Here is a 19,542-nt window from a genome sequence, read left to right as displayed (position 1 = left end):
CCGATACCCGTCCGATGAAAACGAGCATGCAACGCAAGCTCGACCAGCTCACTACCCGGCTGGCCGAACTGAACGACCTGTTGAGCCGCGAGGACATCACCTCGAATCTCGACCAATACCGCAAGCTCACGCGTGAACACGCCGAGCTCGGGCCGGTTGTGGAGCATTACGCGCTGTGGCGCCTGGCGATGAACGACGCGGCGACCGCGCAAGAACTGCTGGCGGACGCGTCGATGCGCGACTTTGCGGAAGAAGAAATTCGCGCGGCGCGCGAGCGGATGGAAAAACTCGGCGCGGAATTGCAGAAAATGCTGCTGCCGAAAGACCCGAACGACGATCGCAACATCTTCCTCGAAATCCGTGCCGGTACCGGCGGCGACGAATCGGCGCTGTTCGCGGGCGATTTGCTGCGCATGTACTTGCGCTTTGCTGAGCGCAATCGCTGGCAGGTCGAGATGATGTCGGCGAGCGAATCGGACCTCGGCGGCTACAAGGAAGTGATCGTGCGGATCGCCGGCGAAGCGGCCTATTCCAAGCTCAAGTTCGAGTCGGGCGGCCATCGCGTGCAACGTGTGCCGGCAACCGAAACGCAGGGCCGCATCCACACTTCGGCGTGCACGGTCGCGGTGATGCCGGAAGCGGACGAAATCGGCGAAGTCGAAATCAATCCGGCCGATCTGCGCATCGACACGTTCCGCGCGTCCGGCGCGGGCGGTCAGCACATCAACAAGACAGACTCGGCCGTGCGGGTGACGCACTTGCCAACGGGCATCGTCGTCGAATGTCAGGACGACCGGTCGCAGCACAAGAACAAGGATCGCGCACTGAAGGTGTTGGCCGCGCGCATCAAGGACAAGCAGTCGCATGAGCAGCAGCAGAAGGAAGCTGCAACCCGCAAGAGCCTGATCGGTTCAGGCGATCGCTCGGAGCGGATTCGCACCTACAACTTCCCGCAAGGGCGTCTGACGGATCACCGGATCAATCTGACGCTGTACCGCCTCGACGCGATCATGGACGGCGATCTCGACGAACTGATCGCGGCGCTCGTTAGCGAGCATCAGGCCGAGTTGCTGGCGTCGCTGGGCGACGCGGACTAAGCGCGAATGGATCCGGTCACGCCCGCCGCGCTGTTGCGCGCCTCGCCGCTGCCGTCACTCGAAGCGCGGATTCTGCTCACGCACGTGCTCGGCTGGCGGCATACGCAATTGATTACGCGCAGCGATGAGGCGCTCGACGGCCCGGTAATCGAACGATATCGAGTTCTGGAAGCGCGGCGTGTCGCGGGTGAGCCGGTAGCGCAACTGGTCGGCGCGCGTGAATTTTTCGGGCTTGATTTCGAGGTGACACCGGACGTGCTGATCCCACGTCCCGAAACCGAATTGCTGGTCGAAACTGCGTTGGCGGCGATGGAAAACATCTCGCGGCCGCGCGTACTCGATCTGGGCACCGGCACTGGCGCAATCGCCGTGGCCATTGCGTCGATGCGGCCCGACGCGCAAGTCTGGGCGCTGGACCGTTCCGCCGAAGCACTGGCCGTGGCCATACGCAACGCGGCACGCTTGCTGGATGCCAAACGCCCCGGCGGCGCCGTGGGCCTGCAGCAAAGCGACTGGTACAACTCGCTCGACTCAGCATTGCGCTTTGACGTGATCGTCAGCAATCCGCCGTATATCGCGAACGGCGATCCGCATCTGTCGGAAGGCGATCTGCGCTTCGAACCGCGCGGCGCGCTCACGGATGAAGCCGACGGCCTCAGCGCGATCCGCGAGATTGTCGCGGGCACGCCCACACGCTTGGCCGCCAACGGCGTATTGTGGATCGAACACGGGTACGATCAGGCGCAAGCCGTACGCGACCTCCTGACCGCGCAAGGTTTTACAGACGTCCGCTCGGAGCAGGATCTCGCCGGCATCGAGCGAATCAGCGGCGGACGCTGGCCCGGCTAACCATCGATGGAAGGCCCTATTCGCTGAGGTGGCAAAGCGGCCCTCGGCCGGTCTTACCGAAATCCGCTATCATTTCAGCCTATTCCCTACACATAACGGAACCGCAAGGTCAGTCATGGATACGCAACAACGCATCAAGCAAATCGTCGACGAAAACAACGTCGTGCTCTTCATGAAGGGCACCGCCCAGTTCCCGATGTGCGGCTTTTCCGGCCGCGCCATCCAGATCCTGAAGGCATGCGGCGTCGGCGAAATCAAGACCGTCAACGTGCTCGAAGACGACGAAGTCCGCCAGGGCATCAAGCAGTTCTCGAACTGGCCGACCATTCCGCAGCTCTACGTGAAGGGCGAATTCGTCGGCGGCTCGGACATCATGATGGAAATGTACGAATCGGGCGAACTGCAGCAACTGTTCGCCGCGGCTTAAAACCCCGCTGTCCGAACCTTCGTTGTCCTCCGATAAGGCGCCGCGAGCCATGGAAACACGTGCTGCGGCGCCACGCCGGCTAATCGTCGCGATTACCGGCGCGACCGGCGCCATCTACGGCATCCGGTTGCTCGAGACGTTGCGCAGGCTGGGCGGCGTCGAGAGCCATCTGCTGATTTCGAGCGCTGGGTGGCTCAATATCCAGCACGAACTCCAGTTAAGCAAAGAAGACGTGCATCCGCTCGCAGATGTCGTCCATTCGGTGCGCGACGTCGGCGCGAGTATCGCGTCCGGCTCGTTTGCGACCGATGGCATGGTGGTCGCGCCGTGCTCCATGAAGACGCTGGCAAGCGTCGCACACGGTTTATCCGACAACCTGATCACCCGCGCCGCCGATGTCACGCTCAAAGAACGCCGCCGGCTCGTGCTGCTCGTGCGGGAAACGCCGTTAAACCTCGCGCATCTGCGCAATATGACGGCCGTCACGGAAATGGGCGGCGTGATCTTTCCGCCCTTGCCCGCTTTCTATAACCAACCGACGACGATCGACGAAATGGTCGATCACACGGTGGCGCGCGTGTTGGATCTATTCGCGTTGGGACCGGCCATGTCGCCGGCGTGGCAAGGTTTGCGCGGCACGCAGGAATAATTCGAAGGACGCGGCGCACCGCCACCTCGCTTGGCGCGGAGGCAAGCACCATGCATTGCCACGGCCTAATGAGCGGCGCGCCACAATCGCACAAACGCCATTAACAACACCGGCGACACAATCAATTCCGTTTTCGCCCGTTTATAAAACGCCGGTACGGACCTATATTGATAGCAACCCTACTTCCGCGCCGCGTTCCCGCGGCGGCGTTGCTGCCATGAATCGCTTACCGTCGCTCTACCTCTCCCACGGCGCACCTACCCTGCCGATCGACCCTTCCCTGCCGTCCGCCGAATTCGGCGCGCTGTCGGCGCAATTGCCGCGCCCTGAGAGCGTGCTGATGCTGTCGGCCCACTGGGGCACGGCGCAACCGGTGGTGAGCACGTCCACGGCGCCTGAGACCATCCACGATTTCTACGGCTTCCCGCGTCAGTTGTATGAAATTCAGTACCCGGCTCCCGGCGCGCCCGATGTGGCGCGCCGTGCCGCAGTGCTGCTCGGCGAACACGGCATCCTCACCGACGCCCAGCCGCACGGGCTCGATCACGGCGCGTGGGTACCGATGCTGCTGATGTTCCCGGAAGCCGACATACCGGTCGCGCAACTGTCGATCCAGCCGCACATGGATGCCGCCCATCACTTCCGGGTAGGTCGGGCGCTGCGCTCGCTGAAAGATGACGGCGTAATGGTGATCGGCTCGGGCCAGATCACGCACAACCTGCGCGCTGCGGATTTTTCCGCGCGCCCGGGCGATGCCGATCCGCGTGTGGCCGAATTCACCGACTGGTTCGAGGCAAAGCTTGCCGCGCACGACATCGACGCGTTGCTCGACTACCGCCGCCAAGCGCCGCACGCGGTGCTGATGCATCCAACCGACGAGCATCTGTTGCCCGTGTTCGCGGCGCTGGGTGCGGCGGACGACGATTATTCGCTGGCGATTCAGTCGCTCGGAACCTACCAGCGCTCGCTCGCCATGACGAATTACGTGTTCGGCACCGCCTGATTCGACGTCAGCGCAACGCCAAACCAAGGCCAAAGCGCCGCCAACAAAAAAGCCCGCCTGAGCAACTCAGGCGGGCTTTTTCGTACTGTGCCGGATCATGGCAATCCGGCGGTCCGGCGATCCGGCGAAAGGGCTCAGTGCAGCAACTTAGTGTGCGCCCATGCCCTCAAGCACTTCGTCGTGCGTCTGACGTTCTTCGAGGTATTCCGAACGGTAGCCGCTATGCACGCCCCAGTAGTAGAACACCAGCGAGAACACGGCCACCACCAGCATGTCCCAGCCGTACGGCAGGAGACCATGGCCTCCAAACTCCTTGCTACCGATCAACGACAGAATCGCCATCACCGGCAGGTAGGCCACGAGCCACCACGCGGCCTTCAGGTCACGCCCCCAGCCGCCAAAACCCGACTTCGCCTGGAAATAGAAGTAGACCGGCAGCGCGACGACCATCAACAGAATGATTTCGCCGGTCAGCGGCCACTTCGCCCAGTACAGGATCAGCGACGCGCAAACGAAAGCGAACGGCGCAATGAATTTCATGCCCGGAATGTGCAGCGGGCGCTCCAGATCCGTTGCCGCGCGGCGCAGCGCCATCAGGCTGATCGGGCCAGTCAGGTACGAGATCACGGTCGCAACCGAGATCACCGCCGCCAACGAGCTCCAGCCGCGGAAGAAGAACAGGAAAATGAACGACACCAGCAGGTTGAACCACATCGCCTGACGCGGCACGCCGTAGAACGGGTGCACGTTGCCGAACATCTTCGGCATCGTGTTGTTGCGCTCCATCGCGTAGATCATGCGGGTGGTGGTCGCCATGTAAGTCGTGCCGGTACCGCTCGGGCTGACGAACGCGTCGACGTACAGCAGGATAGCCAGCCAGTTCAGGTTCAGCGCGATGGCCAGTTCGGCAAACGGCGAAGCGAAGTTGAAGTGGCTCCAGCCCTTCATGACGTCGGCCGGGTTCACCGCGCCGATGTACGCGACCTGCAGCAGCACGTAGATCACCAGCGCCAGCAGGATCGAGCCGATCACCGCGAATGGCACGCTCCGCGCCGGATTGCGCGCTTCACCCGCGAGGTTGATCGGGCTCTGGAAGCCGTTGAAGGCGAACACGATGCCGCTCGTCGACACGGCAGTCAGCACAGCCGACCAGCCGTACGGCGCAAAGGTGCTCACTTCGCCGAAGTTTTCCTTGTGGAAGCCCGACAGCATCAGACCAGCGATCGTCGCGCCCGGAATCAGGAACTTGAAGACCGTGATCGCCGAATTGGCGCGCGCGAACAGCTTCACGCCCCAGTAATTCAGCAGGAAGTAAATGATCACGAGGGCCGCGGACAGCAATAGCCCATTAGTCGTTAATGACCCATCCACGAATAGCGCATGCGCCCATGGATACGGCCAGGTACTCATATATTGAATGGATGCTTCAGCCTCGATTGGAATCACCGAGACAATGGCGATCCAGTTGGCCCACGCACTGATGAACCCAACCAATGCGCCGTGCGAATAGCGGGCGTAACGCACCATGCCGCCGGACTCCGGGAACATCGCGCCGAGTTCTGCGTAGGTCAAGGCAATCGCGAGGATCACCACCGCGCCGATGACCCATGCACAAATGGCCGCCGGCCCGGCAATTTTTGCAGCCTTCCACGCGCCGAACAACCAGCCCGACCCGATGATCGAACCCAAGCCGGTCAGCAGTAGCGCGACCGGTCCGATGTTCCGTTGTATAGAACTTTTCACATCTTCTCCTGTGTCGACCAGAGTTAGCGCTTTAGCTGTCGGCCGGAGTTAGCGCTTTAACGCTTACTCTGGCCGCATGCAAAGCACTGGCGCCGGTCCCATGCAGATTGCGTCAGAACCATGTCGGCACCGCGTCACATCGCTTATGGCGTTGCGGACGGGGTGACGCGCATGCGTGCGCGGCGATCCCCAAACAGGTGCAACCGACGCGCGGCGCGTAGTTTAACGGTTGCACCCCGCCGTTGCGGCGAAACTAAGGGTTGTCCCTAGCAAAATTCTCAGATGAATAGCAAGCTTTGTAAGCAATTTCTACGCCAATCCATCAAAAACTTGTAAAGTTGGGACAAGAGTGTTGACCTTCGCCCGAAATCGCCGTATAACGTTCGGGCAGGATTTCAAGCGGCGAGTGAATTGGTCTTTCGTAGTTCGCCCATCAACGGTACTCCGGTTGGTCCCATTACCCCCTTCCTTGATTTTCATGCGCACCCATTGGGCTTCGGCCTTATTTACCATCTTTAGGAACAAGTAATATGGAAACCGGTACCGTCAAGTGGTTCAATGACGCAAAGGGCTTTGGCTTCATCACGCCGGACGGCGGCGGCGAAGATCTGTTCGCGCATTTCTCGGAAATCCGTACGGAAGGCTTCAAGACGCTGCAAGAAAACCAAAAGGTTACGTTTGAAGTGAAGACGGGCCCGAAGGGCAAGCAAGCCGCTAACATCAAGCCGGTGTAAGCAAGCACGCTTCCTTCTGGACGCAAAAAAACCCCGCCTTGGCGGGGTTTTTTTATATTCGTCGTAACTACTCGTAACTACATTCGGTGATTATCTTCGTAGTATGAGTTTGATCAATTCGGTTATCCGAACAAACGCCGTGCGTGAATACCGAGACCTGTCGCGACGCTGGCGAGACGGTCGCCGAATACCGCTTTGGCATCCGGAAATGCCGCGGCCAATGCGCCCGATAGAAACGCCAATCCGGTCGAGCCACCCGTGAAGTAAATCGCGTTGACGTCGCGCGGAGCCACACCGGCCGCCTGCACCGTATCGCGCGCCGCCTGCACGATGCGCTGCGTCTCGTCCTGACCGGCCTTGATGAGCTGCGCTTCGTCAAATGCGAGGCGCAGGTCGTCTTCTACCTCGTCGAGGTCGATCACGGTCTCGCCACCCGCCGCCACGCCGATCTTCGCTTCTTCCGCGTGAGCCGCCAACGCGTGCCCCAGGCGGCGGTCCACAACGCGCATCAGGCGGTCGTGATGTTTGGTCTGGAGGAACAGATGCCGCATGAGCGCGAGTTCGCTGACACGCTTCGGGGCGTAGACCGTGTTGATCAGGTGCCAGGTGGCCAGATCGAAATAGATGCGGTTCGGAATCTCACGGCCTTCGGGATCGAGCGTCTGATAGCCGAGTTCGCGCAGGATCGTCACCAGTTCGACACGTCGGTCGAAATCCGTGCCCGCAACGTGTACGCCGTGGTGGGCCAGCACGTCGTCTTTGCGCTCCACGCGCTTTACCCGCTCCGGCCCCACCCGCACCAGCGAAAAGTCCGACGTACCGCCGCCGATGTCGGCCACCAGCACAAGCCCTTCTTCCGTCAGATGCGATTCGTAGTCGAACGCAGCCGCGATCGGCTCATACTGAAAGTGAATCTCCCGCAAACCGACTGAACGCGCCGCGGCTTCGAGTTGCTGCTGCGCCATCTGGTCGGCGCGCGGATCGTCGTCGACGAAGAACACCGGGCGGCCCAGCACAGCGCGGCTGATCGGGCCGCCGACGCTCTTCTCGGCTGAGCGCTTCAGATGGTCGACGAAAATCGCGATGATGTCCGTGTACTTGATCGCCGAACCGTCGCCGAGATCGGTCGAATTCTCGGCGAGCGGCGAGCCGAGAATACTTTTCATCGAACGCATCAAACGGCCGTCGAAACCGTCGATGTAGGCCGCCAACGCCGCACGCCCGAATTCGCGGGTGTCTTCGTCGGTGTTGAAAAAGACGGAGGTCGGCAGCGTCGTATAGGCGCCCTCGACCGGCGCAAGCCTAAGCGCAGCGCCGTCTGGGACGGCCACGGCCGAATTGGAAGTACCAAAGTCAATCGCGCAATAGTTCATGGCAGGAATCGCCGCTCACGGCTGGCGCGGACAGAAAGGGGAGCGGCTTTGTATCACGAAAGCCCAATCAGCATCAACTGACGCTTTCCGGGATGCCCGCAATACCGACCAAGGTCCGCTCGACGGAACAAAAATTGCTGAATTCGACAGGATACGCCGCCAATTTTCGGTAAACAGGAGACTTGTAGCAATGAGCGCGCCGCCCACCGCCGCTGTCCACGAGAAAAACGCCGCCGTCATTGAAACCGATCTGCCCTCGCGGCTCGACCGCTTGCCGTGGGGACGCTTTCACTCGCTGATCGTCGTCGCGCTGGGCGTGACGTGGCTGCTCGACGGTCTCGAAGTGACGCTAGCAGGCGCTGTCGCGAGTGCGTTGAAGTCTAGCCCATCGTTGCGCTTTACCAACGCCGACGTGGGCCTCGCCGGCAGCGCCTACATTGCCGGCGCCGTGCTCGGCGCGCTCGGCTTCGGCTGGCTGACCGACCGGCTCGGCCGTCGCAGGCTGTTTTTCATCACGCTCGCGTTGTATCTGGCCGCTACCGCGGCGACTGCTTTTTCGTGGAATCTCGCCAGTTTTCTGCTGTTTCGCTTTCTCACCGGCGCAGGCATCGGCGGTGAATATACGGCGATCAATTCGACAATCCAGGAATTCACGCCCGCGCGGGTGCGCGGCTGGACCGATCTCGGCATCAACGGCACCTTCTGGGTGGGCGCGGGGCTCGGCGCGGCGGGATCGCTGGTCCTGCTCGATCCGAATCTGCTGCCGGGCGACTGGGGCTGGCGCGCCTGTTTCTTCATCGGCGCGGTGCTGGCGCTGGGGATTCTGCCGATGCGCATCTGGGTGCCTGAAAGTCCGCGCTGGCTGCTGACGCACGGCGGCGAACGTGACGCGCGTTCGATCGTCGACGGCATCGAAACGCGCTTTCGCAGCGAAGGCCATGCACTCGCCGATGAGGACCTCACGCGGCTAAGACTGCGGGCACGCGCACATACGCCGCTGCGCGAGGTGTTTCACACGCTATTCAACGCGCACCGACGGCGCGCCCTGGTCGGCTTATCGTTGATGACCGCGCAGGCGTTCTTCTACAACGCGATCTTTTTCACCTATGCGCTGGTGCTGACCGAGTTCTATCAAGTGCCGGGCGACCATATAGGCTGGTATCTGTTGCCGTTCGCGCTCGGCAACTTTCTTGGACCGCTGGTGCTCGGCCGGCTCTTCGACGTCATCGGGCGACGCAAGATGATCGCCACGACTTACGCGCTGTCCGGCATCCTGCTGACGCTGAGCGGCTATCTGTTCGAGCAGCACATGCTCACCGTCGTGACGCAGACGATCGCGTGGATGGTCGTTTTCTTCTTCGCTTCAGCGGCGGCGAGTTCGGCGTATCTGACCGTCAGTGAATCATTTCCGCTGGAAATCCGCGCCTTGGCGATCGCGGTGTTCTACGCATTCGGCACGGCGCTGGGCGGCATCATCGGGCCGGCGTTTTTCGGTCGGCTGATCGATACGCATCAGCGCAGCGAAGTGTTTGTGGGCTATCTGGTCGGCTCGGGGTTGATGCTCGCCGCCGCGGTGATTGCCGCGATATGGGGCGTGGATGCAGAGCGCAAGTCGCTCGAGAATGTCGCCACGCCGCTTTCGAGCGTCGCGGACGGCGAGGAATGAGCCACGCGCCTTAAAGCCTCACGAACAATGCAAAATAAAAACGCGCGGTCAGCGCCACGCGTTTTTGTCGCCACCAAAGCCGCAAGGGACTCAGAACGCCTTCTTCCACCCGCCGCCATAAGCGATTTCAGCAAGCGGCAAACGCTGACGCACCGACTTCTCACGCTCACGCAGCACCGGATCGAGTTTATCGACATCACCGTAGTGGCCGAGCGAAATGATCGCGATCACGTCGACGTCGGTCGGCAGCTTGAACGCCGTGCGGAACGCGTTTGGATCGAAGCCGCTCATCTGATGCGCGGCGAGGCCGAGCGCATGCGCCTGCAGCACCAGCGCCATTGCCGCGGCACCCGCATCGTAAGGCGCACAGCGGTTCACTTCGCCCTTGTTGGTGAGCGTGTGCGTGGTCACAGCGATCAGCACCGGCGCCGGCGCATTCCAGCCCTGATTGAATGGCACCAGCGTGGCGAAAGCCTGCTTGAACGAGACTTCATCGACGCTACGGTCGAATACGAGGAAACGCCACGGTTGCGCGTTATACGAAGACGGCGCCCAGCGTGCCGCTTCGAGCACCGAATGCAGATCCTCGCGGCTCACCGGCTCGCTCGAATACGCGCGCGGGCTCCAGCGACCTGCAATCAGCTCGTGAATGGCAACTGCGGTAGGGGCGGGTTTGTTGGTCATGCGCTTCTCTCGGTCGAAATTCATGAACGACGGGCGGCTGCCCGGGGCTTCATAGCATAACCGGGCTGAGCCACTCGCGCTCCAACAAGTACACACTTAGTTTTCAGCTCAGCTGCAATGGCAAACGGCCTCGTATCAGGCCGTTTGCTCAAGTGCGCCTTGTTCACCACGCGCAGGGCCGCAGCTTTACGCCGCTTGCGGCTCCGGCACCTTGGCCGGCCGGTTGATCCGCAGCACGATCACGGCAGCAATCAGGCACAGTCCGCCGGAAATCATCGACGCCACAGTGTACGTACCGAGGCTCGCGCGCAGCATGCCCGCACCGAGCGCCGCGAAGGCCGCACCGAGCTGATGGCCGGCGACCACCCAGCCGAACACGACCGGCGCCGCTTCCTTGCCGTAGACATCGGTCGCGAGACGCACGGTAGGCGGTACGGTGGCGATCCAGTCGAGTCCGTAGAACACCGCGAACAATGGCAAGCCGAAGAAATCGATGCCGAAGGCGTGCGGCAGATACATCAGCGACAAACCACGCAGACCGTAATACCAGAACAGCAGCACGCGGCTATTGAAGCGATCCGACAGCCAGCCCGACAGCGTCGTACCGAACAGATCGAAGATACCCATGGCGGCGAGCAGGGAGGCGCCCTGCACTTCGCTCATGCCGTAGTCGCCGCACATTGCGATCAGGTGCGTGCCGACGTAACCGTTGGTACTCGCGCCACAAATGAAAAAGCTGAAGAACAGCAGCCAGAAATCACGCGTCTTGCTCGCCATCGCGAGCGTGCCGAAGGCGATGGCCAATGGATTCTGCTTGGTCACGGAATTGGAAATCGGCGAGTCGGCCGGTTCGCCGAACGGGCGCAGCTTCATATCCGCGGGCCGCTCCGGCAACAGGAACGCAACCAGCGGCAAGACAACCGCCGCCGCGCCCGCGACGACCCACACCACCTGGCGCCAGCCGTAATGCTCGGCGATGGCCGCGAGCATCGGCAGGAACACGAGTTGGCCAGTCGCTGAACTGGCCGTGAGAATCCCCATCACGAGACCGCGATGGGTAGTGAACCAGCGCGTCACCACCGTCGCAGACAATGACAGCGCCGCCACCCCGGTCGAGCCGCCGACCATCACGCCCCAGATCAGAACCATCTGCCACGGATGCGTCATCAGCGACGACAACGCCACCCCCGCCGCCATCGTCCCGAGCGCGATCAGCAAAGTAGGACGCACGCCAAAGCGCTGCATCGCCGCGGCCGCGAACGGCCCCATCAGGCCGTAGAGCGCGATGTTCACGGAGATGGCGAGCGAAATCGTCGCACGGCTCCAGCCGAATTGATGCTCCAGCGGCACCATCATCACGCTCGGCGTGGCGCGCGTGCCGGCCGCCGCCAGCAGCACCAGAAACACCACTGCCACGGTCAACCAGCCGTAGTGGAAACGTCCGCCAATCAGTCTCGCTGCCCAGTTCATTAATTCTCCAATCGACGCCTGCCCCGCAGGCCGCGCCGCTCGCATTGTTACGACTTCGGTAAAGGACTTGTGACAGATCTGTCACAATGGTGTTGCGATGTTAGTTACTGGTCGGTAACATGTCAAGGCATCAATTCAATTCAGGTGGTACCCATGTCCGATAGTGAAACCCTCAAGCCAACCGCCGCACGGCGAGCACGCGGCGCGCAGACAGCCGGCCCGGAGGCGCAGCAGCATCTGCTGCGCGCCGCAGACGAACTGTTCTATCGCGAGGGTGTGCGGACGGTCGGCGTCGACGCGGTGGTCGAGCGAGCGGGTGTGAACAAGATGAGCTTGTACCGCCAGTTCTCGTCGAAGGACGAATTGGTGATGGCGTATCTGGAGCGCAAGGACGAGCAGTTTTTCGGCTACGTCGAGAAAAGCTTTGCCAAGCATCCAGGCGAACCGGCCAGGCAGCTTCAGCAGTATTTCGACGACCTGGCGGTGCGCGCATCGGTCGACGATTACCGCGGCTGTCCTTTCGTGAATGTGGCCGTGGAGTTTTCCGACACAACGCATCCGGCGCGACAATTCGTGTTTCACAACAAGGAACGGTTGATGGCGCGGCTTCTGGAACTGACAACCGCGGCAGGCGCCGACGATCCGGTGGCGTTGGCCAACGGTCTCGGTTTGATGATCGAAGGCGTGTACGCGGCCAGCCAGACCTACGGACCGGGCTGCGGACCGATTCTTGCCGCACCGAAGGTAGCGGCGCAGTTGATCGCGGCGGCATGTAGCGGGACGCAAGCGGGTTGAGGTTTGGGCCGTCCTGTTGAGGCCGGGTGCGGATCGGTTGCCGTTGCGCGCCGTTAGAATGGCACTTTCCTCTTTCGCTGCTTGCCATGTCGTCGCCCGCCGAATCTCATGATGCCGTTATCGCCGCCACCCGTCATTGGCTGACGGAGGCCGTGATCGGGCTCAATTTGTGCCCCTTTGCCAAAGCCGTACATGTGAAAGGGCAGATTCGCTACGCCGTGAGCGACGCCGTGGATATGGAAGGGGTGTTAGCCGATCTCGAAACCGAGATTCAGGCGCTCGTCGCGGCGAATCCTGACACGGTGGATACTACGCTTCTGGTTATACCGGCCGCGCTCAGCGATTTTCTCGACTATAACGATTGCCTGTTTTTTGCCGAGAGAATGATTAAACAACTTCGGCTGGAAGGCATTATTCAGATTGCCAGTTTTCACCCGCATTATCAGTTTGAAGACAGCAGACCCGACGATATCGAGAACTATACGAATCGCGCGCCCTACCCGATTTTGCATCTGCTTCGTGAAGAGAGTATTGAACGGGCAGTTCAGGCTTTTCCCGATGCGGAAGCTATTTATGAACGGAATCAGGAAACGCTTCGGCGAATTGGTCTTAAAGGCTGGAATGAATTGATGAAAAAATAATGCGCGCGGTGGCTATCAAAAAGCCACCGCCGCAGGACGGATCAGGCCGAGACAAAGAACCGTTCTTTCAGCTCCTCGATCCCGAGCGTCTCCATCACTTCATTCAGCCGCTCGGTTGGCCGCCGTCTCGGCAGGTCCTTGAACTGGGCAATAATCAGTTCATTCTTCATGGAATGCTCCCATCCGACCAGCTCGGTCACACTCACCTGATATCCATGCGCTTCGAGCTGCAGGCAGCGCAGCACATTGGTAATCTGGCTGCCAAATTCCCGGGTGTGCAACGGATGCCGCCAGATCTCGGTCAATGCATTCCCGAGCGATTTACCCTTGTTCTGCCGTAAAACCCCCGCCACCTCGGCCTGGCAACACGGCACCACCACGATGTACTTCGCACGCTTTTCCAGCGCAAACCGAAGCGCGTCGTCAGTCGCCGTATTGCACGCATGCAACGCCGTCACGATATCGATCTGCGCCGGCAATCGGTCTGACGTAATCGACTCCGCCACCGACAAATTCAGAAACGACATCCCCGTGAAGCCCAGCCGCCCGGCCAACTCCTCGGATTTCGTCACGAGATCCTCGCGCGTTTCGATGCCGTAAATGTGCGATGCCCCACCAGCGGCGTCCTGAAACTCCTTGAAGAAAAGGTCATACAGGATAAAACCTAGGTATGACTTGCCCGCGCCATGGTCGACGAGCGTCACCGCGCCCTGCTGCTCCTTGAGGTCTTTCAGCAGCGGCTCGATGAACTGGAACAGGTGGTAGACCTGCTTCAGCTTGCGGCGGCTGTCCTGGTTCATCTTGCCGTCGCGCGTGAGGATATGAAGCTCCTTCAACAACTCGACGGACTGGTTCGGACGGATTTCGTGGGTTTTGCTGGACATCGTGGGAGACCGCCATCGATTGCAACGCGAACGTGCGACAGATGACGGAAAAAAGGAAAAGTTGCTGCCAGTTTACCCAAAGCGCAGGCCGCTCACCTAAGGAGCCGCGTCGACCATGCGAGAAATGCCATAAACCTGGAACACTTCCTGCTCAAAACGCACTATGCGGGACGTATTCCGACGTGGCTTGAAAGCATCTTGCGGGCCGGTTCACTCGATGGCGTAAGCCGCGTCGCGCATAACAACAAGCTGCCGGTCGTGGCTTCGATCACGCGAACCGAATGCATGTGGGGAGGACGGTCCCGGAACACGGACCGAACGTTACGTAACCAGCAGCGCGCCGCGATCTCAAACGGACGCGCGCCTGGAAAATAGAAGAGGCAGCGATGGACACGGTACCCAACGGAAACGTCGAACAGAAGTTTCAGGAAATGATGGCGAAGCTCACCGCCGCCCCTGCGTGGTCGGAAAAGCAGCAGCTCGAACTGGAAATGGCACGCGACATCTCCACCGAAATGCTGCGGCTGGCCGAAGTCATGCGCGATGGCAGCGTCGACATGGAGACGTGCCTGACGATGCTGAAGTACGCGAAGGTGCTCGACTTCGTGATGACGACACTCGCTTCGCGTCGTGACATCAAACCTCAAACGCTGCGGGTCATTTTCAAGCTGGCCGGATTGAAGGTGGATGAGGCATATCCCGGCTAGGACGCCAGGACAACGCCGCGACCAGCGCGAACGGCGCGCTGCCGTTCGTGCTGGTTAGCCGGCTTTCATCCTCAAGGAAAAGGACAACGAATCACCCTCGCGGCGCCTCGACCGGCGGCGTGCCTTCATGAAAGAGCGTCTTGAGCTGCGAACGCAGTTCCGGCGAGTCCGTATGTTTGTGCACCGTGACGGCATGCTGCACGGCCGCGTCGAGCAATTCGCTCTCGCTGTCAGCGGACAGGGCAACGGTGCACTTCGTTTCGCTCGGGAACTCGCGGCAGTCGATGTATTTGCGAGTCATGGCAATCTCCTAAATCAAACGTCGAAACATCCAGACAAACAGCGGGCGCGCAGACCACGTCGCCAGCCTTGACGCGACTGCATTGGCCGTGTCGGGCGAAATGAGAGCGGTGGGTAGTGTGACGCGAGGAAGAAGCGGACTGCGTCCGGTGGAAGGTGTTTGAAAAGTATAGTTCGCGTGAGTGAATAGCAAAGACGCGAACGCGAGCGCAGGGGCTTGCGACACGCCCGAACCCAGCTTTTTTCGGCCGCTGGCTCGCGCTGGCCCGTTGACTCGTTAGTCGTTCGCCGCCCGCCGTTTGCCCTGCGTTGCCGGCGGTGTGAAAATAGCGCCCTTCGCTCTGCCTGATTGTCAGATCAGGCCAACGCGCCGCCCTCCGCTCATCCGCAGGACCGCATGTCATCCTCCTTCGATCCCGCCCGCGTCGCCGTGATCGGCGGCGGCCCCGCCGGCTTGATGGCCGCCGAGGCGCTCGCCCAGCACGGCGTGCAAGTCGACGTCTACGACGCGATGCCATCCGTTGGCCGCAAATTCCTGATGGCCGGCAAAGGCGGCATGAACATCACGCATTCGGAACCGATCGAGCCGTTTCTTGGCCGCTATGGCGCGCGCCGCGAACAGATCGCGCCGCTACTCGGCCTCTTCGGTCCCGACGCCTTGCGGGCCTGGCTGCATGAGCTTGGCGTCGAAACTTTCATCGGCAGTTCGGGGCGGGTTTTTCCGACCGACATGAAAGCGGCGCCGATGCTGCGAGCGTGGTTGCATCGGTTGAGAGAAGCTGGCGTGCGCTTTCACATGCGCCACAAGTGGATCGGTTGGGACAACGATGGCGGCGATGACGGCGACGCAGCTGCGCACACGTTGCGCTTCGAAACACCCGACGGCGAGCAACGCGTGAACTGTGAAGCCGTGGTGTTCGCACTCGGTGGCGCAAGCTGGCCACGGCTCGGATCGGATGCCGCCTGGGTGCCGCTCCTAAGCGCACGCGAGGTGCCGGTGACGCCGTTGCGGCCCGCGAACTGCGGCTTCGACGCGGACTGGAGTCCTTATCTGCGCGAGCGTTTCGCCGGTCAGCCAGTGAAATCCGTGGGCATCACGATCACCGACGTAGACAATAAAGTCCACAATCGACAAGGTGAAATACTTCTGACCGAAACCGGCCTCGAAGGGAGTCTGATTTATGCGTTGTCGGCAGCCATCCGGGAGCGGATTTTCGCCGATGGCGACGTCACGATCGCGCTGGACCTGGCGCCAGGCTTGACGTTGGAGCGTGTCGTGGCCGAGGTCACGCGGCCGCGCGGCTCGCGTTCCATGTCGACTCACCTGCATGGCAGGGTCGGCATTGGGGGTGTAAAACTGGCTTTATTGCATGAGATTCTGTCGAAGGAAGCCTTCGCCGATGCGAATGGCCTGGCGCACGCGATCAAAGCGCTGCCGGTGCGACTCACGCGCGCGCGGCCCATCGCGGAAGCGATCAGCACCGCGGGCGGCATCCCCTTCGAAGCGCTCGATCAACATTTGATGATCGAGCGTCTGCCCGGCGCGTTCTGCGCAGGTGAAATGCTCGACTGGGAAGCACCGACCGGCGGTTATCTGCTCACCGCCTGCTTCGCCAGCGGGCTGGCCGCCGGACGTGGCGCATTAGCGTATCTCAAGGCGCGCGACGTGCTGGTTTGACACGCCGTTCTTTAACTGCACCTCATCGCGCTCCTCTCGAGCGCCTCCGTTTAGCGCGCCTTCAGACGCCAGAGCGACGTCACTTCAGCCTTGCGCGCCGTATGTAGCGCATCGGTTTCATCGGTCGACTTCGGGTGCCGCGGACGAATATCCTCGCGACTCACCACGGTCAGCCCCGCCTTTTCAATGGCGGCAAGCAACCACTCGCGCGTACGCAATCCGAGATGCTCGGCGAAGTCCGACATGATCAGCCAGCCTTCCCCGCCCGGCGACAAATGCTCCGCCAGCCCGTCCAGAAAACCGAGCAGCATGCGGCTTTCCGAATCGTAGATCGCGTATTCAATCGGTGATGCGGGCCGCGCCGGCACCCACGGCGGATTGCAGATCACCAGCGGCGCACGGCCTTCCGGAAACAGATCAGCCTGCACAACGTCGACTTGCTGATCGTAGCCAAGACGCGTGAGGTTTTCGCGTGCACAAGCAAGCGCTCGCGGGTCCTGATCGGTCGCGACGATCTTCTTCACACCGCGTTTGGCGAGCAACGCAGCCAGCACGCCTGTACCGGTGCCGATATCGAACGCCTTGTTCAACGACGGCAATGGCGTGCGCGCGACCAGATCCACATATTCACCGCGCACCGGCGAAAACACGCCGTAGTGCGGATGGATGCGCTCACCCAGCGCGGGAATTTCCACGCCCTTCTTGCGCCACTCGTGCGCGCCGATCAGACCGAGCAATTCGCGCAGCGACACGACCGAGGGCTCGTCGGCAGACGGCCCGTAGGTTTCGATGCAGGCCTGCTGCACTTCAGGCGCGCGACGCAGCGGAATCGCGTACGCAGCGTCGAGCGGGATCAGAATCATCCCAAGCGTGCGGGCGCGTTGCGACTGCGCCTGGCGATGCAGGTTGAACGCGTCGATCGGCGTTTCGCCCTGCTTGCGCGGCTTGCGCTCCAGCCGGCGCGTGACCGCCTGCAGCAATTGGCGAGCGTTCTGAAAGTCGCCGTTCCAGAGCAGCGCGGTGCCTTCGCACGCGAGACGGTAGGCGGAATCAGCGGTGGTGCGGTCATCGGCGACGACGACACGCTTGGGCGGCGGGACCGCGGCTTCGGAGCGCCAACGCGCAGTGCGGGGGCCGTCGGCTTCGGGCCAGGTGATGGTTGCGGGGCTGGTCATGATGAAGGTGGGGTCTGTGTTGCAGGAGTGACGCGGTGAAAACGCGCGTCTCGGGGGGCGTTGCCCGCCGGAGTGACTGATCGTGATGCCGACTGACGCCCGAATAGTACCTCTCCCAGTCGGGTTCGCGGGGCGGTATCTGAGGGCGGCCGTCGGAAGAAGGCTGATGCCACCGCCCTTTGCAGCGGCCTGCGGACAGCTCGCAGACTAAAATGTCCACAATCGACAAGGTGAATGAGATCTGGCAAAAATGAGCCGTTTCCGCCTCTCGTCCAACCCGCGAAATCCCCGCCGCAAATAAAAAAGCGGGTTTCTGAAGTCATTCAGAAACCCGCTTTCGCACTACTGGTGCCGGCTGCAGGACTCGAACCCGCCACCTCATGATTACAAGTCAAGCGCTCTACCTGATGAGCTAAGCCGGCATGAGGCCGTGATTCTACTTCATTTCACGATCTTGAGGCGAGCCCTTCCGCCACCTTTCGATCCATCATCGTCAGGCTGCGGGCCGTCCGTCGCGCTTTCCGCTTTGGCGGCATCCGCGGCAGACGATGTTTCGACCGCACGCGGCGCCACGCTGACGGGCGCGGCCGGTGCTTCGGTCTCGTCCGCCAGTTCCGCATCGGCGCCAGAATCCTGCGCCTCGCCGCCTGCCGACTCGACCGGGAACGCCATGCCCTGCCCGTTTTCCCGCGCGTAGATCGCGAGAATATTGGCGATCGGCACTTCGATCTTGTGCGATTTGCCGGAGAAACGCGCGCTGAACTCGATCCATTCATTGCCCATCTGCAACTGGCTGGTCGCCTCGAAGCTGATGTTCAATACGATCTCGTTATCGCGCACGAACTGCCGCGGCACGCGCGTCTGATTATCGACCCGGACGGCGATATGCGGCGTGTAGCCGTTATCCGTGCACCATTCGTACAGCGCGCGCAGCAGATAAGGCTTGGTGGAAATTTCTTGCATCAACAGTCCTCTTACCGGGTTTGGGCGCGCACGGAAAACAATCGAGACGCGGCGCCTTCACCCCAAAGCCAAACTCAACGACGCATCACCTTTTCCGAAGGTGTCAGCGCTTCGATATAAGCCGGGCGGCTGAAAATGCGCTCGGCGTACTTCATCAGCGGTGCAGCATTCTTCGACAGCTCGATGCCGTAGTGGTCCAGACGCCACAGCAACGGCGCGATCGCGACGTCCAGCATCGAGAACTCTTCGCCGAGCATGTACTTGTTCTTCAGGAAGATCGGTGCAAGCTGCGTCAGGCGATCACGGATCGCAAGACGTGCCTTCTCGTGATTCTTCTCAGCGGCCTTGCCCTTTTCGTTTTCGAGCGTGCCGACGTGAACGAACAGTTCCTTTTCGAAGTTCAGCAGGAACAGACGGGCGCGGGCGCGCTGAACCGGATCAGCCGGCATCAGTTGCGGGTGCGGGAAGCGCTCGTCGATGTACTCGTTGATGATGTTCGATTCATACAGAATCAGGTCCCGTTCGACGAGAATCGGCACCTGACCATACGGATTCATCACAGCGATGTCTTCCGGCTTGTTAAACAGGTCGACGTCGCGGATCTCGAAGTCCATGCCCTTTTCGAACAACACCAGCCGGCAGCGCTGGGAGAACGGGCAAGTTGTGCCGGAATACAGAACCATCATGTTTACGTTTCCTCAAAA

The 19,542-nt window shown here is 61.3% G+C and carries 20 protein-coding genes and 1 tRNA gene; 11 read left to right on the top strand and 10 right to left on the bottom strand.

Going from position 1 to position 19,542, the window contains the following annotated elements:
• Positions 1 to 14 precede the first annotated feature (14 nt).
• The 5 genes from prfA (at position 15) to M0D68_RS27860 (ending at position 4,025) form a co-directional block, all read left to right on the top strand.
• Positions 15 to 1,097 carry a peptide chain release factor 1 gene (prfA, locus tag M0D68_RS27880; RefSeq protein ID WP_093643504.1) on the top strand — a complete coding sequence of 361 codons (1,083 nt, stop codon included), beginning with the start codon at positions 15 to 17 and terminating at the stop codon, positions 1,095 to 1,097.
• A gap of 6 nt (positions 1,098 to 1,103) precedes the next feature.
• The gene (gene prmC / locus M0D68_RS27875) at positions 1,104 to 1,946 is read left to right on the top strand and encodes a peptide chain release factor N(5)-glutamine methyltransferase (RefSeq protein ID WP_266225971.1); all 843 of its coding nucleotides are present in this window, start codon (positions 1,104 to 1,106) and stop codon (positions 1,944 to 1,946) included.
• Positions 1,947 to 2,061: 115 nt separating this feature from the next.
• A complete protein-coding gene (grxD, locus tag M0D68_RS27870; protein ID WP_012434475.1) occupies positions 2,062 to 2,373 on the top strand; it encodes a Grx4 family monothiol glutaredoxin in 312 nt (103 codons plus the stop codon).
• A gap of 49 nt (positions 2,374 to 2,422) precedes the next feature.
• On the top strand, positions 2,423 to 3,022 hold the full coding sequence (locus tag M0D68_RS27865; RefSeq protein WP_093643499.1) for a UbiX family flavin prenyltransferase: 600 nt from the start codon (positions 2,423 to 2,425) through the stop codon (positions 3,020 to 3,022).
• 217 nt (positions 3,023 to 3,239) lie between these two features.
• The gene (locus M0D68_RS27860; RefSeq protein WP_093643497.1) at positions 3,240 to 4,025 is read left to right on the top strand and encodes a class III extradiol ring-cleavage dioxygenase; all 786 of its coding nucleotides are present in this window, start codon (positions 3,240 to 3,242) and stop codon (positions 4,023 to 4,025) included.
• A gap of 147 nt (positions 4,026 to 4,172) precedes the next feature.
• Here the strand turns inward: M0D68_RS27860 and M0D68_RS27855 are convergent, their stop codons facing one another.
• Complete coding sequence (locus M0D68_RS27855; RefSeq protein ID WP_093643495.1) at positions 4,173 to 5,768, bottom strand: APC family permease; 1,596 nt, start codon at positions 5,766 to 5,768, stop codon at positions 4,173 to 4,175.
• A 530-nt stretch (positions 5,769 to 6,298) separates the two neighbouring features.
• On the opposite strand from M0D68_RS27855, the gene M0D68_RS27850 reads away from it, so the two are divergent.
• A complete protein-coding gene (locus M0D68_RS27850; protein WP_007180251.1) occupies positions 6,299 to 6,502 on the top strand; it encodes a cold-shock protein in 204 nt (67 codons plus the stop codon).
• Positions 6,503 to 6,624: 122 nt separating this feature from the next.
• Here M0D68_RS27850 and M0D68_RS27845 read toward each other — a convergent pair whose 3' ends face one another.
• On the bottom strand, positions 6,625 to 7,875 hold the full coding sequence (locus tag M0D68_RS27845) for an Hsp70 family protein (RefSeq protein WP_093643493.1): 1,251 nt from the start codon (positions 7,873 to 7,875) through the stop codon (positions 6,625 to 6,627).
• Positions 7,876 to 8,065: 190 nt separating this feature from the next.
• Here M0D68_RS27845 and M0D68_RS27840 point away from each other — a divergent pair, with 190 nt between their 5' ends.
• Positions 8,066 to 9,541: an MFS transporter gene (locus tag M0D68_RS27840; protein ID WP_093643491.1), complete on the top strand. Its 1,476-nt coding sequence runs from the start codon at positions 8,066 to 8,068 to the stop codon at positions 9,539 to 9,541.
• Between the two features lie 90 nt (positions 9,542 to 9,631).
• On the opposite strand, the gene M0D68_RS27835 is transcribed toward M0D68_RS27840, so the two are convergent.
• A complete protein-coding gene (locus M0D68_RS27835; protein ID WP_200574028.1) occupies positions 9,632 to 10,225 on the bottom strand; it encodes a nitroreductase family protein in 594 nt (197 codons plus the stop codon).
• A gap of 186 nt (positions 10,226 to 10,411) precedes the next feature.
• The gene (locus M0D68_RS27830; protein WP_211706475.1) at positions 10,412 to 11,695 is read right to left on the bottom strand and encodes an MFS transporter; all 1,284 of its coding nucleotides are present in this window, start codon (positions 11,693 to 11,695) and stop codon (positions 10,412 to 10,414) included.
• A 153-nt stretch (positions 11,696 to 11,848) separates the two neighbouring features.
• On the opposite strand from M0D68_RS27830, the gene M0D68_RS27825 reads away from it, so the two are divergent.
• On the top strand, positions 11,849 to 12,490 hold the full coding sequence (locus tag M0D68_RS27825; RefSeq protein ID WP_266225967.1) for a TetR/AcrR family transcriptional regulator: 642 nt from the start codon (positions 11,849 to 11,851) through the stop codon (positions 12,488 to 12,490).
• 86 nt (positions 12,491 to 12,576) lie between these two features.
• On the top strand, positions 12,577 to 13,131 hold the full coding sequence (locus M0D68_RS27820) for a DUF1415 domain-containing protein (RefSeq protein ID WP_266225966.1): 555 nt from the start codon (positions 12,577 to 12,579) through the stop codon (positions 13,129 to 13,131).
• Between the two features lie 41 nt (positions 13,132 to 13,172).
• Here M0D68_RS27820 and M0D68_RS27815 read toward each other — a convergent pair whose 3' ends face one another.
• Positions 13,173 to 14,015, bottom strand: coding sequence for an SAM-dependent methyltransferase (locus tag M0D68_RS27815; protein ID WP_093643480.1), 843 nt, complete (start codon positions 14,013 to 14,015; stop codon positions 13,173 to 13,175).
• 386 nt (positions 14,016 to 14,401) lie between these two features.
• Between M0D68_RS27815 and M0D68_RS27810 the strand changes: the two genes are divergently transcribed.
• Positions 14,402 to 14,722 (top strand): DNA-binding protein, encoded by a 321-nt coding sequence (locus tag M0D68_RS27810; protein WP_093643478.1) that lies wholly within the window; start codon positions 14,402 to 14,404, stop codon positions 14,720 to 14,722.
• 91 nt (positions 14,723 to 14,813) lie between these two features.
• On the opposite strand, the gene M0D68_RS27805 is transcribed toward M0D68_RS27810, so the two are convergent.
• Entirely contained in the window at positions 14,814 to 15,023 is a 210-nt protein-coding gene (locus M0D68_RS27805) for a DUF1059 domain-containing protein (RefSeq protein WP_093643476.1), read from the bottom strand.
• Between the two features lie 396 nt (positions 15,024 to 15,419).
• Between M0D68_RS27805 and M0D68_RS27800 the strand changes: the two genes are divergently transcribed.
• Positions 15,420 to 16,700 carry a TIGR03862 family flavoprotein gene (locus tag M0D68_RS27800; protein ID WP_266225965.1) on the top strand — a complete coding sequence of 427 codons (1,281 nt, stop codon included), beginning with the start codon at positions 15,420 to 15,422 and terminating at the stop codon, positions 16,698 to 16,700.
• A gap of 50 nt (positions 16,701 to 16,750) precedes the next feature.
• On the opposite strand, the gene M0D68_RS27795 is transcribed toward M0D68_RS27800, so the two are convergent.
• The 4 genes from M0D68_RS27795 to M0D68_RS27780 all read right to left on the bottom strand — a co-directional run bounded on the left by M0D68_RS27795 (position 16,751) and on the right by M0D68_RS27780 (position 19,524).
• Positions 16,751 to 17,875, bottom strand: a complete 1,125-nt coding sequence (locus tag M0D68_RS27795; RefSeq protein WP_266225964.1) for a class I SAM-dependent methyltransferase — start codon at positions 17,873 to 17,875, stop codon at positions 16,751 to 16,753.
• 346 nt (positions 17,876 to 18,221) lie between these two features.
• Positions 18,222 to 18,297, bottom strand: a tRNA-Thr gene (locus M0D68_RS27790).
• A gap of 19 nt (positions 18,298 to 18,316) precedes the next feature.
• A complete protein-coding gene (locus M0D68_RS27785; RefSeq protein WP_093643469.1) occupies positions 18,317 to 18,838 on the bottom strand; it encodes a ClpXP protease specificity-enhancing factor in 522 nt (173 codons plus the stop codon).
• A 74-nt stretch (positions 18,839 to 18,912) separates the two neighbouring features.
• A complete protein-coding gene (locus tag M0D68_RS27780) occupies positions 18,913 to 19,524 on the bottom strand; it encodes a glutathione S-transferase N-terminal domain-containing protein (RefSeq protein WP_006052302.1) in 612 nt (203 codons plus the stop codon).
• Positions 19,525 to 19,542 lie beyond the last annotated feature (18 nt).

It is taken from the genome of Paraburkholderia sp. SEWSISQ10-3 4 (assembly GCF_030464785.1).
Taxonomy (GTDB): Bacteria; Pseudomonadota; Gammaproteobacteria; order Burkholderiales; family Burkholderiaceae; genus Paraburkholderia; species Paraburkholderia aspalathi.
The sequence above is the reverse complement of the archived record's forward strand: the minus strand, read 5'-3'. Positions and strand labels throughout refer to the sequence as shown.